The sequence below is a fragment of the Hymenobacter psoromatis genome, from assembly GCA_001596155.1.
GTDB lineage: Bacteria > Bacteroidota > Bacteroidia > Cytophagales > Hymenobacteraceae > Hymenobacter.
Genome location: CP014771.1, coordinates 897636 through 913461 on the forward strand (window position 1 = coordinate 897636; position 15826 = coordinate 913461).

Genomic DNA, 15826 nt, shown 5'->3' on the forward strand with positions numbered 1-15826 from the left:
CCGGCGAAAAGCCGGCAGCCCGCCCCCTACACCGGCTTGGGAACTGCTTTAGCTGACAGCTCAGGTAAGCGAGATTTCATTTCACCCACGGCAGCGGCCGGCCGCGTGTGGCTGCTGCCCCGAGCGAAGCGGGCTGACGTGCTAAAGCCCGGCAGCGCCGGGCTTTTTGCAGCGGGTTCTTTTTACGGTCCAGGCCTACCTTTGGCTCCTGCCCATGCCTACCCCGCCGCCCGCTACCCTGCTCATCCAAACCGCCTTTATTGGCGATGTTATTTTGGCTACGGCGCTGGTCGAATACCTGGCCGCCCACGAGCCCGGTGCGCCGCTGGATGTGCTGGTGCGGCGCGGCAACGAAGGTTTATTGGCTGGCAACCCGCACATTCGGCGGGTTTTAATCTGGGATAAAAAGGATAAGAAATACCCGAATCTGCTGCGCCTGCTGCGGCAAATCCGGCAGGCAAAATACGGGCGCGTCGTCACGTTGCAGCGCTTTGCCAGCACGGGGTTTCTCACGGCTTTTTCGGGTGCGGCAGAGCGGGTAGGGTTTGCGGAAAACCCGTTCAGTCGGTTTTTTACGCGCCGCGAGCCGCACGTAATTGGCGACGGCACGCACGAGGTGGAGCGCAACCTTGCGTTAGTGAAGAGTGAAGAGTTAAGAGTTAAGAGTTTGGTGGAAAAAAACGCGCTTTTACCTCTCCGCTCTCCACTCTTAACTGATAAACCCCGCCTCTACCCTACCCCTGCCGATGAAGCTGCCGCCGCGCCCTATGCGGCCGTGGGCGAATATATCTGCATCGCGCCCACGTCGGTGTGGTTTACCAAGCAGTACCCGGCGGAAAAATGGCTGGAATTATTGGCGGCCCTACCCCTCTCCTTGCCGGTGTACCTGCTCGGTGGGCCGCCCGACACGGCCGCCTGCGAGCGGCTGGCCGAGGCGGCCCGGCCGGGACTGGTAAATTTAGCGGGTAAATTATCCCTACCTGCCTCGGCGGCGCTGATGCGCGGGGCCGTGCTGAACTACGTCAACGATTCGGCCCCGCTGCACCTGTGCTCGGCGGTGGATGCGCCGGTGTGCGCCGTTTTTTGCTCCACGGTGCCGCGGTTTGGGTTTGGGCCGCTGAGCACGTTTTCGCGCGTGGTCGAGCATCCGGGACCGCTGGCCTGCCGGCCGTGCGGGCTGCATGGGCACGCCCGCTGCCCGCTGGGGCATTTCCGCTGCGCGCTGGAGATAGAGATGCCGCAGCTGCTGGCGGCGCTGGCCGAGGCGCGGACGTGGCAGGCGCGGGCAGTTTAGCCTCGTCGCAAAGTCTTTTGTAGGGTGCGGGGCTTGCCCCCGCCCGTCGTTGAACGATTGGCGCGCGAGTCGTGCAACGACGGGCGGGGGCAAGCCCCGCACCCTACTTCGTGAAAAGCTATTTATCAGCCTAACAACATGCCCAGCTGCTCGCGAAAGACCACCACGCTCAGCCAGGCCAGGCCCAGCACCACTACCCCCCCCAGCGCGGCCAGCCAGCCCGGATGCCGGTAGCTACCCACGATAGCCGGCCGGTACGCCGCTACCAGGATGGGACCCAGCGTGAGCGGCATGATGAAGCCATTGAGCGCGCCGGCCAGCACCAGCAGGCGCACCGGCTTGCCGATAGTGATGAAAATTAGCGTCGAAATCAGGATAAAGGCGAGGGTGACCGGCCGCTCGTGCCGGCTGACGACCGGGCTCAGCGATTTCATAAACGACACCGACGTGTAGGCCGAGCCGATAACCGACGTGATGGCCGCCGAAAACATCACGACCCCGAACAATTTGTAGCCCAGCGGCCCGGCCGCCAGCCCAAACACCGACGCCGGCGGATTGGCCTTATCGATAATCAGCCCCTGGCTCACCACGCCCAGCGACGCCAGAAACAGCAGCACCCGAATAACGGAGGCCACCGAAATGCCCATAATGGCGCTGCCCGTGGCCTGCGGCACGGCGGCCGGCCCGCGCACGCCGGCATCGAGCAGGCGGTGGCCGCCGGCAAACGTGATGTAGCCGCCCACCGTGCCGCCCACCAGCGTGATGATGGCCAGCAGGTCGATTTGGGAGGGTAGGACCGTGCGGCGCAGCGCCTCGCCCACAGGCGGATGCGAGGTAACTACCACGTACACAATGACAAGGAGCATGAGCGCGCCCAGCGCCTGGGTGGCGCGGTCCATTGCCCGGCCGGCTTCTTTGACCAGAAAAATGGCGATGGCCAGGCCCGCCGTGAGCAGCGCGCCCACCGGCAGCGCCAGGCCAAAGAGCACGTTCAGACCCAGCGCCGCGCCAGCCACGTTGCCGATATTAAAGGCCAGGCCGCCGAGCACAATCAGCCCCGACACAAGGCCGCCCAGGCCGGGCAGCACCGCGTTGGCAATGTCGGACGCCCGGCGCTCGGCCACCACAATCACGCGCCAGATGTTGAGCTGCACCACGAGGTCAATCAGAATCGACACCAGAATAACGAAGCCGAAGCTGGCCCCGAGCTGCTGGGTGAAAACGGTGGTCTGAGTGAGGAAGCCGGGGCCGACGGCCGAGGTGGCCATCAGAAAAGCGGCCCCGAGCAGCACGCCCCAGTTTTTGGTGGGGGTAGGGGCGCTCATGAGCCGGGGGCGCGCACGTCCACGCTGGCGGCGGCGAGGGCCGTGCGCAGCTGCCGCGCAAACTCCAGGGCGTGCGCGCCGTCGCCGTGCAGGCACACCGTATCGGCCCGGATGGCCACTTCCTCACCGGACTGCGCGCGCACTGTGCCTTCGGTTATCATCTTGATTACCTGGCTTATGGCCGTGGGTGCACCGGTAATCAGAGCGTCGGGCTGGCGGCGCGGCGTGAGCGTGCCATTGGCCTGGTAGGTGCGGTCGGCGAATACTTCGTGGGCAGTTTTGAGGCCGATTTTCTCGCCGGCTCGGGTCAATTCGGAGCCGGCCAGGCCGTAGAGCGTCAGCTCGGGCTGCACTTTGTAGAGGGCTTCGGCAATGCTTTCGGCCAGCCGGGCGTTGGTGGCGGCCATGTTGTAGAGCGCGCCGTGGGGCTTGAGGTGGTGCAGCTGGCCGCCCTCGGCGCGCACCACGGCGGCCAGCGCGCCGAGCTGATACACCGTCATATCGAACGCTTCTTCGGGCGAAATATCCAGGTTGCGGCGGCCAAAGCCCACCAAATCGGGCAGGCCGGGATGCGCGCCAATCGCTACCCCCCGCGCCAGGGCCAGGCGCACGGTTTGGCGCATCACGCCGGGGTCGCCGGCGTGGAAGCCGCAAGCCACGTTGGCGGAGGTGATGAGGGGCATGAGGTCGGCGTCCTGGCCCAGGGTCCAGGTGCCGAAGCTTTCGCCCATGTCGCAGTTCAAATCAACGGTAGCGGGTGGTTTCAGCATAATGATTTCAGGTAAACCGCGCGCGTCAGGTGCCGCAGGCGCTGTTCCCGCGCAAGATACTGCGCCTGCGCCTCGGCCATCGCCACCAACTGGAAGCGCAGCCGCGCGCCCGGCAGCGCCTGAGCCAGCCGGCCCACATCGGCCCCGATAACCTGCGCCAGGCGGGGGTAGCCGCCGGTGGTCTGGCAGTCAGCCAGCAGCACAATGGGCTGCCCGCCCGCCGGCACCTGCACCGTACCGAACGTGACGGCGCTCGACAGCAGTTCCGCCTCCGTGGCGCGGTGCAGCGCCGGGCCGCTGAGCCGGCAGCCCATGCGGTCGGCCTCCGTGGTCACGGTGAAGATTTCCTCCCCAAAAGCCCGCTGGCTCGCCGGCGTGAATTGCGCGTATTCGGGGCCAGGCAGGGCGCGCAGCACCATTTCGGCGCCCGGCCGGGGGGTAGGGGCTACCGCGGTGCGCCACGGCGCGGCGGCCCAGCCAGCCGCCTGCGTTGGGGCAATTTGGGTAAATAAGCGCTGGCTGAGCGCCGACCACTCGCCCACCGGCAGCGCGTCGCCGGCCCGCAAGGCGCGGCCCGCGAGCCCGCCCAACCCGGCGCGCAGGTAGGTGGCGCGGCTGCCCAGCACGAGCGGCACGGCCACGCCGCCCGCCACCGCCAGCCAGGCCCGGCCGGCGACCGGCGCGGCCCCAAATGCCAGCACCGCGCCCGCCCGCACCGCCACCGGACGGCCGCGCGGCACCGGCTGGCCGTTGATAGTTGCTGCCAGGTCGGCCCCGGTGAGAGCCAGCAAAGCATCGACCCCAAACCGGAGGGTAGGGCCGCGCAGCGTACCCTCCAAACCCGCCGCAGTTTCGGCATTGCCCACCAGCAGGTTGGCGGTGCGCAGGGCCACGGCGTCGAGCGCACCGCTCACGACGAGGCCGGTTTTTTGGTAACCGAAGCGGCCCAGGTCCTGCACGGTGGTCAGCAGGCCGGGTTTTAGAACGCCGATGCTCATGCGTTCAAGCGTTGAAAATCAGCCGCCGAGATGGGCACGAAGCGCAGCCGGTCGCCGGCTTGCAGCAGGCTGGGCCGGGCGCGGCCGGCATCGAAGAGCCGGCGCGGCGTGCGCCCGATGAGCTGCCAGCCGCCCGGCGTGGGCAGGGAATAAATACCCGTTTGCAGCCCCGCGAGGCCCACCGCGCCGGCCGGCACCAGCGGCCGGGGCACGGCCCGGCGCGGGGTGGCCAGCCGCGCGTCGAGCCCGCCGAGGTAGGGAAAACCCGGCGCGAAGCCGACCATATACACCAGGTATTCGGCCGCCGAATGAAGCTGAATTACCTCCGCCGCGCTCAGCCGCGTGTGCTGCGCCACGGCCGCCAGGTCGGGGCCAAACTCGCCGCCGTAGCACACCGGAATTTCCACTAGCGGGCCGGGCGCGTAGTGGGCCGCGGCGGCCTGGGCGGCGGGCAGCAGACTTTGCAAGTAGCTGGCTACCTGGTCGTAAGGGGAATTTTCAGGGTTTTGACTTAATTGCCACGGGTCGTAGTACACGGTGAGCGTGGTGAAGGCAGGCACGTACTCGCGCAGGCCGGGTAGCGGGCTTTGGTCGAGCAGCCGCGCCAGCGCCTGGAGGAGCCGGTGCGTGGCGGGGTCGATGCGTTGGCCCAGCTCCAGCACCACGGCCGCGTCGCCGAGCGGGTACAGACGGATGGGGGGGGTAGGGTCGGCCATGCGGGGGAAGTTGCGGGAGAGTTGTATTTTTCGCGGAGCAGGCTGCGAAGAAGAACGTCATTTCGAGCTTGCCGAGGAATCTCGCGCGCGGTCGTTCGGGTTTCGTTCTACTGATGCGGGCGAGATTCCTCGGCAAGCTCGGAATGACGTTCTTTTTCGTGATTCACTTCGTAACGAGTATATCCTGACGTCAAGGGCGAAATTGCGCATAATATTCTTCCCTGCCCATGCCTTCGCTCCCTACTTACGCCGCGCTCGGCGGCCTGCTGCTGGCCGCCGCCTGCCAGCGCGCCGCCTACCCCACCACGGCCGCCCTGCCCCCCGCGCCGCCCGTGACGACCGGCGTGAGCCGCGAGCTGGCCGAGTTTCGCAAGCAAATCCTCAGCCGCGTGGCCTACGACCTGCGCCTGACCGTGCCCGGTAATAAAGCCGCGCCGGTGCGCGCCGAGGAAATCGTCAGCTTCCAGCTGCGCGACAACCGCGACCCGGTGCAGCTCGATTTCAAAGGCCAGGCGGGCCAGCTGCATAGCCTCATCATCAATGGCCAGCCCGCCGCCCCCGATTACCGCAAGGAGCATCTGGTGCTGCCCGCCGCCGCGCTGCGGGTTGGCCACAACGTGGTGCATATTGGCCTCGATGCCGGCGACTTATCGCTGAATCGAAACCCCGACTACCTCTACACGCTGCTCGTGCCCGACCGGGCGCGCACGGTGGTACCGGTGTTCGACCAGCCCAATCTGAAGGCGACCATTACGCTGTCGCTCACCGTGCCGGCGGCGTGGCGGGCAGTGGCCAACGGCCCGCTGCACGACTCGCTGCGCGCCGACGGGCAAACGACTTACCATTTCCTACCCTCCGACTCTATCAGCACCTACCTGTTTTCGTTCGCCGCGGGCCGCTTCACGCACGTGCGCCGCACGGTGGGGGGTAGGCCGATGAATTTCCTGCACCGCGAAACGGACTCGACCAAAATCCGCCTCAGTATGCCGGTTATTTTCCGGCTGCACGGCGAGGCGCTGGCTTTCTTGGAGAATTACACGGGCCTGCCCTACCCCTTCCAAAAGTTCGATTTTACGGCCATCCCCGACTTTCAGTACGGCGGCATGGAGCACGTGGGAAACATTGATTACAAGGCTTCTAGCTTGTTTCTGGATGAGGGCGCGACCAAGGACCAGCTGCTGGCCCGCCAGAACCTCATCGGCCACGAAACGGCCCACATGTGGTTTGGCGACCTCGTGACGATGCAGTGGTTCAACGACGTGTGGATGAAGGAGGTATTCGCCAATTTCATGGCTGATAAGATGAATCCTGAGGCGTCGGCCGGCCCGGCGCAGCTGCTCAAATTCGTGACCGACCACTACCCCGCCGCCTACGCCGTGGACCGCACGGCCGGGGCCAACCCCATTCGCCAACCCCTTGATAACTTGCAGGATGCGGGCTCGCTCTACGGCAACATTATTTATCATAAAGCGCCCATTATGATGCGGCAGCTGGAGCGGCTGATGGGCGAAAAACCCTTTCAGGACGGCATCCGGGAATACCTCAAAGAGTACGCCCACGGCAACGCCACCTGGCCCGACCTCATCGCCATTCTGGACGCCCACACGCCCGCCGACCTCGTGGCTTGGAACCAGGTGTGGGTGAACCAGCCCGGCCGCCCGGTGTTCGACTACGAGCTACAACCAGCAACTAATCAGCTCGTTATTCGGCAGCACGCCGAGGATGGCTCGGACCGCCTCTGGCCCCAGCAGTTTGAGGTGACGGCCATGTACCCCAGCGGCCCCAGGGAGCTGACCGTGAACATGAACCAGCGCGAGGTGCGCGTGCCGCTGCCCGCCGGCCAGCCCGCGCCCAGCTACGTGCTGCTCAACTCGCAGGGCCTGGGCTACGGCGTGTTTCCGGTGGCCCTGGCGGTAGCCGACCACCTGGCCAGCCTCACCGACCCGGTGGCGCGGGCCAGCACCTACATCGCGCTGTATGAGAACATGCTGGCCGGCCGCGGCCTGGCTCCGCGCCCGCTGCTCGACCGCTACCTGGCCCAAACCGCCCACGAAACCAATGACCTCAACATCAAGCTCCTGACCAATCAGCTGAGCGATATTTTCTGGAAGTTCCTACCCCCCGCCGAGCGCGTGGCCCTGGCCCCGGCCGTGGAAAAAGCCCTCTGGCAGGCCATGCAAAACCAGCCGCGCCCCGGCGAGCAAAAGCTCTATTTCAAAGCCTACCAGAGTATTGCGCTCACGCCCGAAGCGCAAAAGCGCCTCTACGGAATCTGGCTTTCGCAACGAGCGCCCGGCTTGGTGAAGCTGACGGAGGACGACTACACCAGCCTGGCGCTGGCGCTGGCCGTGCGCGATTACCCCGCGCCGCAACTCATTCTTAGCCAGCAATTAGCGCGTATTAAAAACCCCGACCGCCGCCAGCGGCTGGAATTTATGATGCCCGCGCTCTCGCCCGACGTGGCGACCCGTGATGCCTTTTTTGCCTCACTCAAAGACGAGAAAAACCGCGAAAAAGAAGCCTGGGTTACGGCCGCGCTCGGCTACCTGCACCACCCACTGCGCCAGGCCACGTCGGAAAAATATTTGCCCGCAAGCCTCGACCTGCTGGCCGAAATTCAACTGACGGGCGATATATTTTTCCCGGCCTCGTGGCTGCAAAGCACGCTCGGCTACTACCAGTCGCCGGCGGCGGCGCGGGTGGTGCGCGAGTTTCTGGCGGCGCACCCTACCCCCGGCTACAACCCGCAGCTGCGCGCCAAGCTGCTGCAAGCGGCTGATGATTTGCTGCGGGCCGAAAAGCTGGCGCCGTAGCGCGGACTCCGCGCGTCCGCGCGGGGGTTTGGTTGGCCTTGTTCACGCGCGGACGCGCAGAGTCCGCGCTACGGGCGCGAACTTTGTCTCTTTCGCCGGTTATAGCATCCATGTCTGATTACCACCAATTCGAATATCCCAACGGCATTCGCCTGCTGCACAAGGAAGTACCACACACTAAAATCGCGCACTGCGGCTTTTTGCTCGACATCGGCTCGCGCGACGAGCAGGCGCACCAGCAGGGGCTGGCCCATTTTTGGGAGCACATGGCCTTTAAGGGCACCCACAAGCGCAAGTCGTTTCACATCCTGAATCGCCTCGAAACCGTGGGCGGCGAGCTGAACGCCTACACTACCAAGGAGAAAATCTGCTTCTATGCCACGCTGCTGAGCACGCACTTTGAGCGCGCGTTTGAGTTGCTTACTGACCTGACGTTCAACTCGATATTTCCCGAAAAGGAAGTCGAAAAGGAGCGCGGCGTGATTCTGGAGGAGATGAGCATGTATCAGGATGCGCCCGAGGATGCCATCATTGATGACTTCGACGCCGTTATCTACGGGCAGCACCCGCTGGGCATCAACATTCTGGGCACCCGCGAGAGCGTGAGCGGCTTCCAAACGGCTGACTTTCACACGTTTTACGACGAGAACGTGCGCACCGACCGGCTGATTTTCAGCTCGGTGAGCAACCTGCCGTTCAAGGAAGTGAAGCGGCTGGCCGACCAGTTTCTGGCGCCCATTCCGGCCCGGCTGGGGCCGCGCGCGCGGCTGCCGTTCAGCGGCTACGTGCGCCACGACCGCACCGAAACGCGGCCCATCTCGCAGGCGCACTGCCTGGTGGGCGGCCCCGCCTACCCCCTCACCGACGAGCGACGGGTGCCGTTTTTCATGCTCAATAATATCCTGGGCGGGCCGGGCATGAACTCGCGCCTCAACCTGGCCGTGCGCGAAAAATACGGCCTCGTGTACACCATCGACAGCTCGTACTCGCCCTATACCGACACTGGTTTGTTTGGCATTTACTTCGGCACTGAGGCCAAGCAGCTCAACCGCACGCTGGGCCTGGTGCAGAAGGAACTGAAACTGCTGCGCGACAAAGACCTGACCACCAGCCAGCTGCACGTGGCCAAAAACCAGCTCATGGGCCAGCTCGCCATGAGCGAGGAGAGCAACTCGGGCCTGATGCAGCTGCTGGGCAAAAGCACCCTCGACCTGGGCCGCGTGGAGCCGCTAGCCGAGATTTTTGGCAAAATCGAGCGCGTCACGGCCGCCGAGTTGCGCGAGCTGGCCAACGAGGTGCTGACCGAGGAGAATTTGAGCATTCTGCAATACGTGCCGGAAAAGTAGCGCGAACTTTCCAGTTCGTGCGCGAGCGCAGCGAGCAACTCGCGCACGAAGTCGCTTGATACCGCCTGCTCGCTGCTGATACCGCCTGCTCGCTGCGCTCGCGCACGAACTGGAAAGTTCGCGCTACTTCTTATGTCCCTACCCCCCTTCGGCCACGTGGGTTCGGCCCGGCCGGGCGACTTGTTTCATTCGCGGCTGGAATTGTCGCTTCTTAAGCAGCACCGGCCGCCGCGCGCGGGCGTGTGCGCCACCGCTGCTGCCGGCGCGGAAAGTATTATTCTGGCCGACCAGTACGAAGACGATGAAATTCACGAGGACTATTTCTGGTATGCCGGCCACGGTGGGCGCGACGTGCAGACTGGCCGCCAGGTGGCTGACCAGCAACTCGATGCGCGCAACCAGGGCTTGCTGCGCAGCCAGGAAACCGGCCGGCCGGTGCGCGTATTTCAGCGCATCAACGTGGCCCCCGCGCCGTGGCAGTTTCGCTACGAAGGGCTGTGGCGCGTGGTGGCGCACGCGTACGTACCTGGCAAATCGGGCTTCCAGGTGTACCGCTTTCGGCTGGAGCCTTTTCGAGTTGAAATAGAACGGTCATGCTGAGCTTGTCGAAGCATCTCGCTCGCATCACCCGGACGACTCACGCGAGATGCTTCGACAAGCTCAGCATGACCGTTCTATAGTTTTGACTTTCTTATGACTGACGACGCTATTCAAGCCTACGCCGACCAGCACTCCGAGCCCGAACCACTACTGCTGTACCAGCTCTGGCGCGAAACGCACTTGCAGCTGTTGATGCCGCGCATGGCCACCGGCCACTGGCAGGGCCGGCTGCTGAGTATGCTTTCGCATCTTACGAAGCCGCGTAAGATACTGGAAATCGGCACGTTCACGGGCTACGCTACGCTGTGCCTGGCCGAGGGGCTGGCCGAAGGCGGGCACCTGCACACGCTCGAAGTCAACCCCGAGCGCGAGCGCCGCATCCGGCGCTACGTGGCGGCGGCGGGGCTTTCGGCGGCCATAACGCTGCACCTCGGCACCGCGCGCGATAGTTTGGCGGGGTTGGTCGGCGAAGTGTGGGACTTAGTCTTTATTGACGCGGATAAAATCAACAATAACCTTTACTTTGAGCTAGTAATCAACCAGGTGCGGCCGGGCGGGCTGCTCATCGTGGACAACGTGCTTTGGGGGGGTAAGGCGCTATCGACTTATTCGCTCAAGGCCAACGACCACGATACGCGGGCCGTGCGGGCTTTTAATGACCAGGTGCAGCACGACCCGCGCGTGGTGCCGCTGCTGCTGCCCGTGCGCGATGGGCTGCTGCTGCTGCGCCGGGTATAAATAATGAAATCGGTTGTCATTGCGAGCGAAGCGCGGCAATCTTTCCTAATCGTTGGATTAGTAAACCACATGATGCAAACGACAAGGAAGAATTGCCGCGCTTCGCTCGCAATGACAACCGATTATTGTTTCAAAAATAAATTTATTCCTTATGCGCATTCTACTCCTCACTGGCCTGGCCTGGCTCCTGACATTCAGCGCGTTCGCGCAAAGTGCTGTGCGGGGGAAGGTGCTCGATGGCAAGGACCAGAGCCCGCTTATCGGGGCCAACGCGGTGCTCATTCACCTGCCCGACTCGGTGCGCACGGGCACGGCGGTGGGGCCTGATGGCAGCTTCCAGCTGGATAACGTGGCGCCGGGCCGCTACGTGTTCGTGGCGTCCTACATCGGCTACCAGGACCAGCGCCAGCCGGTGACCGTGCCGGCGGGCGGCGCGCCCGTGACGGTGGGCAGCGTGGCGCTGCGATCCGGCGGCGTGACCCTCAAAACGGTAGTGGTGACCGGCCAGGAAGTGGCGGCCGTGCAGCACGGCGACACCACCAGCCTCAATGCCAAAGCCTTCAAGGTGAACCAGGATGCGACAGCCGGCGACCTCATTGGCAAGATGCCGGGCATCTCGGTTGATGCCTCGGGCAAGACCCAGGCCCAGGGCGAGCAGGTGCAGCAGGTGCTGGTGGATGGCAAGCCGTTTTTTGGCACTGACCCCGACGCGGTGCTCAAAAACCTGCCCGCCGAGGCCATCGACCGGGTGGAGATTTTTGACCAGCAGAGCGAGCAAAGCCGTTTTTCAGGCTTCAACGATGGCAACACGCAGAAGACGCTGAATATTATTACCAAGCCCTCGTTTCGCAATGGGCAGTTTGGGCGGGCCGTGGTGGGCGCGGGCCCCGACCGCTACAAGGCCAGCCTGAACCTTAACGACTTCCACGGCGACCGGCGCACCACGGTGCTGGCCCAGAGCAACAACGTGAACGAGCAGAACTTCGGCACCGACGACCTGCTGGGCGTCATCGGCAACTCGGGCGGCGGCGGGGGGGGTAGGGGCGGCCGGGGCGGCGGCGGGGGCGGCGGGGGCGGCAGCGCGGGCTCGAACCCCGGCGACTTTCTGGTGAACCAGAACGGCGGCATCAGCAAAACCACGGCGGCGGGCCTGAACTTCTCAAACACCTGGAACAAAAAGACCGAGCTGACGGGCAGCTACTTCTTCAATCACTCCAACAACACGCTCAACAGCAATACTTTGCGCCAATACGTGCTGCCTGGACAGAGCAACACCACGTACCGCGAAACCTCACTGTCGGGCAGCACCAACACCAACCACCGGGCGAATGTGCGCCTCGACCAGAAAATCGATTCCATGACCTCGGTGCTGTTTCGGCCCCGGCTGTCGTGGCAGCAAAACGACGCCAGCCAGACGCTAACCGGCCTCACGGCCCGCCAGGGCGTGCCGCAGAGCCAGATTAATACGCTGTATGGCGCTAACAACCAGGGCACTAACCCGGCTGGTGACTTACTGCTGCGCCGCAAGTTGGGCCGCCGCGCCGGGCGCACGCTCTCGCTGAGCCTCAACGGCTCGTACAACTCGCGCACCGGCACTTCGCTGCTGAACACGACCAGCGCGGGCGGCCCCGGCACCAACCTCAATCAGCAGGCGCTGCTGACCCAGCACAGCAACACGCTGGCTGGCAACCTGTCCTATACCGAGCCGGTGGGCAAGCACGCGCAGCTGCAGGCCAACTACTCGCTGAGCTACGCGCCCAACAACTCCGACAAGCGCACCTACGACTTCAACACCGGCGACCAGCGCTATTCGCGCCTCGACACGGCGCTGAGTAACGTGTTCAACAACTACTACTTAACGCAGGGTGGCGGCCTGAGCTACCGCTACAACACGCGCAAGATTCAGGCCTCAGTGGGGGCCAGCGCGCAGGTGGCGCGGTTGGAAGGTAACCAGACGTTTCCAAGGCCCGGCCCGGTCAACTATACTTTCTGGAACGTGCTGCCCCAGGCCAACCTGACGTGGCGCGTTGACCGCTCGCACAACCTGCGCCTGTTTTACCGCACCAGCACCAACGCGCCGAGCATCAACCAGTTGCAGGCGGTGGTGAACAACTCCAACCCCTTGCAGCTGACCATCGGCAACCCGGCGCTGCGCCAGGAATACGCCCACAACCTGGTGGCCCGCTACACGGCCAGCCGCGCCGATAAGAACAGCAATTTCTTCGCCCTGCTCGCGGGCAGCTTCACCCAGAACCCGATTTCGAGCCGCACGCTGGTGGCCATCCGCGACACGTCGGTGGTGCCCACCGGCACGGACCGGGCTCTGCGCCTGCCCGCCGGCGCGCAGCTCACGCAATCGACTAACCTTCAGCAGCAATACACGCTGCGGGCGCTGGCCAACTACGGGCGGCCGCTCACGGTTATTAAGTCGAATGTGAACGTGACGGCCGGCGCTACGTTCAGCCAAAACCCTGGCCTGGTGAACAATGCGCTGAACTACGCCCGCACCCCGGCCCTGACCGGCGGCCTCACGCTGAGCAGCAACATCAGCCCGCAGCTCGACTTCACGCTGTCGTCGAACTCTACCCAGAGCTACGTGCGCAACACGCTCAGCACGCAGCTCAATAACAGCTACTTCAACCAGCTCACCCGCCTGAAATTTACCTGGATAGTGGGGCCGGGTATTACGTTTCAGACCGACGTAGCCCACCAGCTCTACCGCGGCCTGAGCGCCGCCTACAACCAGAACTACGTGCTCTGGAACGCCTCGATTGGCAAGAAGATTTTTCCTGGTCAGCGCGGCGAAATCAAGCTCTACGCGTTTGATATTCTCAAGCAGAACCGGGCCATTCAGCGCAACGTGAGCGTGGCTTATTACGAGGATGTGCAAACGACCGTGCTTCAGCAGTATCTCATGCTCATGTTTACCTATAACATTCGTTCGGCCAACATGACGACCCTGCCCACCGCGCCCGAAGACGGGCGGCGCGGGCGTGGCGGCTACGATGGCCCGCGCGGCGGGGGCAGGCCCGGCGGGGGCGGCTTTGGTGGCCCGCCCGGCGGCTAAGCCCCACTGCATACGCCTGAATGAAAGCAGAATAATACCAGCCTGGCGAGGTCGTTAAGGCACCCAGCGGGGGCCGGCGTTCAGTCGCTATTTCAGTTTTCTGGGCTAACTTGCCACCCTGCGCTTCAGGAAAACCTTGACTGGCTTCTCGTTATGAAAAAACTGCTCCCGGCTTTGCTGTTGGGGCTGGCTGGCCGGTCGGGGTTGGCGGCCGTTCCGCCCACCGTGCCTACTTCGCTTGAGTTGGTGGGTATGCACCTCACCCTTGATGAAGATGCCCGCCAGCTGGTGCAGGCCAAAGTGAACAGCTTGTGCCGCCACCAGGTATCGCTCGATGCGCGCGTGGCCTTGGCCGAGGCCGCTTTTCCGCTCATCGACCAGGTGCTGGCGGAGGAGGGCGTACCGAGCGACTTTCGCTATTTGACGCTCCAGGAAAGCGCCTTGCAGGGTAACGCCGAGAGCGCGCACGGGGCCGTGGGCTACTGGCAGCTCAAGCGCGAAACGGCCCTCAGCCTGGGCCTGACCGTGAACGGCAGCATTGACGAGCGCCGTCACCTCACGGCCAGCACCCGCGCCGCCGCCCGCTACCTCAACCGCAACAACGCGACCCTGCATAACTGGGCCAACGCCCTGCTGAGCTATAATACCGGGCTGGGCGGCGTGCGCTCCTACACCCAGCCCGCCGATGCCGATGCCCGCGACGTGCGCTTTACGCGCCGCACTAACCAGTATCTGCTAGATTTTGTGGCCCAAAAGATAGTGTTTGAGCCGGCCTGTGCGCAACAGACCGTGGCCTTCGTGCCGTGGCGCGAAGTGCCCGCCGCCGCCGGCCAGACCCTGGCGCAGCAAGCCGCCGTGCTGGCCGCCGACCCGGCCGCCGTGGCCCAGCTCAATCCCTGGCTGCTGGCCCGCACGGTGCCCGAAGACGGCCACGCCTACACGCTGCTGATTCCACAGGCAGGAGCCACGCCGGTGGCCGCGCGGCCAGCGTACACGCCTACCCTGCCCGCCGCCGCGCTCCCTACCCCTACCTATCTGCGTATCAATGGGATAAAGGTCCTGCTGGCCCGCCCCGGCGAAACGCCCGCCGCCCTGGCCGAGCGGGGCGGGGCCAGCCTGAGCTTCTTCCAAAAAGTTAATGAGCTGGCTGATAACGAAGCCTTGCAGCCCGGCGAACCCTACTTCTTTCAGCGCAAAAAAGAAACGGCCGATGAGGATTACCACGTAGTGGCTCCGGGCCAGACGCTGGCGGCCGTGGCCCAGCACTACGGCGTATTGCGCCACGCCCTGCGTCAGTATAATCACCTGGCCGACGATGAGGCCGTGCGGCCCGGCCTGGTGCTGTGGCTCAGCCATATGCGGCCGCGCAGCGTGGCGGCCGAGTATCAATCGGTGCCTACCTCCCGGCCCGTAGCCGCAGCCCCGCGCCCGGCACCGCCCCGCCCTACCCCCCCGCCAGCCCCCGAAAAGGACACGACCGCCGATGAGCTGGCGAAACTAAACGATTTGCCCACCGAAGTGCCTGGCCCGCCGGTGCAAAGCCTCCCCACGCCCCGGCCCGTGGTGGCTGCGGTGGCCTACCCCACCCGGCCGGTGGCAGTGGCCCCGGTGCCGGTGCGCCCGGCCCCTACCCCCCGCGCGCAGGTCAGTCCCGACTTTTCGCACCTGTACCTGGTAGCTCCCGGCGAAACGCTGTGTGCCCTGGCCCGGCGCGTGGGCGTGCGGCCCGCCGAGCTGGCGGCTTGGAATAACCTGCCTTCTAATGCGCCACTACGCGCGGGCCAGGCTATGCACCTGAACCCGCCTGCCGCCGAGCCGGTGCTATTCAATGCGTCCGATGGCTCCTACGTAGTATCGCGCGGCGATACGTTTTACAGCATCGCGCGGCGCTACAACTGCACCGTGGTGGCCCTGCTGGCCCACAACGACCGCCCGCATATGACGCTGCACGTGGGCGAAACACTGCGCGTACCGCAGTAATAGCAGTGCAAGTGAGTGGCAAACAGAACGTCATTCCGAGCTTGCCGAGGAATCTTGCCCGAGGTCGTTCGGGTTTCGCTCAACGATGCGAGCGAGATTCCTCGGCAAGCTCGAAATGGCGTTCTGTTTGCAGACTTCACTACGAATACTATATCAACCAACCTACTACCAAAAACAGT

At 64.4% G+C, this 15826-nt stretch carries 11 protein-coding genes; 7 read left to right on the forward strand and 4 right to left on the reverse strand.

What is annotated here, in order from left to right; genetic code table 11:
- Positions 1 to 214: 214 nt before the first annotated feature.
- The gene (locus A0257_03845) at positions 215 to 1294 is read left to right on the forward strand and encodes a heptosyltransferase (protein ID AMR26314.1); all 1080 of its coding nucleotides are present in this window, start codon (positions 215 to 217) and stop codon (positions 1292 to 1294) included.
- 125 nt (positions 1295 to 1419) lie between these two features.
- On the opposite strand, the gene A0257_03850 is transcribed toward A0257_03845, so the two are convergent.
- From A0257_03850 to A0257_03865, 4 genes are read right to left on the reverse strand one after another with little or no spacing between them, the layout of a single operon-like run.
- Positions 1420 to 2619: a hypothetical protein gene (locus A0257_03850; protein ID AMR26315.1), complete on the reverse strand. Its 1200-nt coding sequence runs from the start codon at positions 2617 to 2619 to the stop codon at positions 1420 to 1422.
- Positions 2616 to 3389: a lactam utilization protein LamB gene (locus A0257_03855; GenBank protein ID AMR26316.1), complete on the reverse strand. Its 774-nt coding sequence runs from the start codon at positions 3387 to 3389 to the stop codon at positions 2616 to 2618. Before A0257_03855 ends, A0257_03850 begins: the two co-directional genes overlap by 4 nt.
- Positions 3383 to 4387, reverse strand: a complete 1005-nt coding sequence (locus tag A0257_03860; GenBank protein ID AMR26317.1) for a hypothetical protein — start codon at positions 4385 to 4387, stop codon at positions 3383 to 3385. The genes A0257_03855 and A0257_03860 overlap by 7 nt, the downstream gene beginning before the upstream one ends.
- Positions 4384 to 5103, reverse strand: a complete 720-nt coding sequence (locus A0257_03865) for a kinase inhibitor (protein AMR26318.1) — start codon at positions 5101 to 5103, stop codon at positions 4384 to 4386. Before A0257_03865 ends, A0257_03860 begins: the two co-directional genes overlap by 4 nt.
- Before the next feature lie 227 nt (positions 5104 to 5330).
- Here A0257_03865 and A0257_03870 point away from each other — a divergent pair, with 227 nt between their 5' ends.
- From A0257_03870 to A0257_03895, 6 genes are all read left to right on the forward strand, one after another.
- Positions 5331 to 7916 (forward strand): aminopeptidase, encoded by a 2586-nt coding sequence (locus tag A0257_03870; GenBank protein AMR26319.1) that lies wholly within the window; start codon positions 5331 to 5333, stop codon positions 7914 to 7916.
- Between the two features lie 110 nt (positions 7917 to 8026).
- The gene (locus A0257_03875; protein AMR26320.1) at positions 8027 to 9262 is read left to right on the forward strand and encodes a zinc protease; all 1236 of its coding nucleotides are present in this window, start codon (positions 8027 to 8029) and stop codon (positions 9260 to 9262) included.
- 132 nt (positions 9263 to 9394) lie between these two features.
- Positions 9395 to 9862 (forward strand): hypothetical protein, encoded by a 468-nt coding sequence (locus A0257_03880; protein ID AMR26321.1) that lies wholly within the window; start codon positions 9395 to 9397, stop codon positions 9860 to 9862.
- Between the two features lie 93 nt (positions 9863 to 9955).
- Positions 9956 to 10600, forward strand: a complete 645-nt coding sequence (locus A0257_03885) for a methyltransferase (GenBank protein AMR26322.1) — start codon at positions 9956 to 9958, stop codon at positions 10598 to 10600.
- Between the two features lie 151 nt (positions 10601 to 10751).
- Positions 10752 to 13667 (forward strand): hypothetical protein, encoded by a 2916-nt coding sequence (locus A0257_03890; GenBank protein ID AMR26323.1) that lies wholly within the window; start codon positions 10752 to 10754, stop codon positions 13665 to 13667.
- Positions 13668 to 13820: 153 nt separating this feature from the next.
- Complete coding sequence (locus A0257_03895; GenBank protein AMR26324.1) at positions 13821 to 15647, forward strand: hypothetical protein; 1827 nt, start codon at positions 13821 to 13823, stop codon at positions 15645 to 15647.
- Positions 15648 to 15826: the final 179 nt, after the last annotated feature.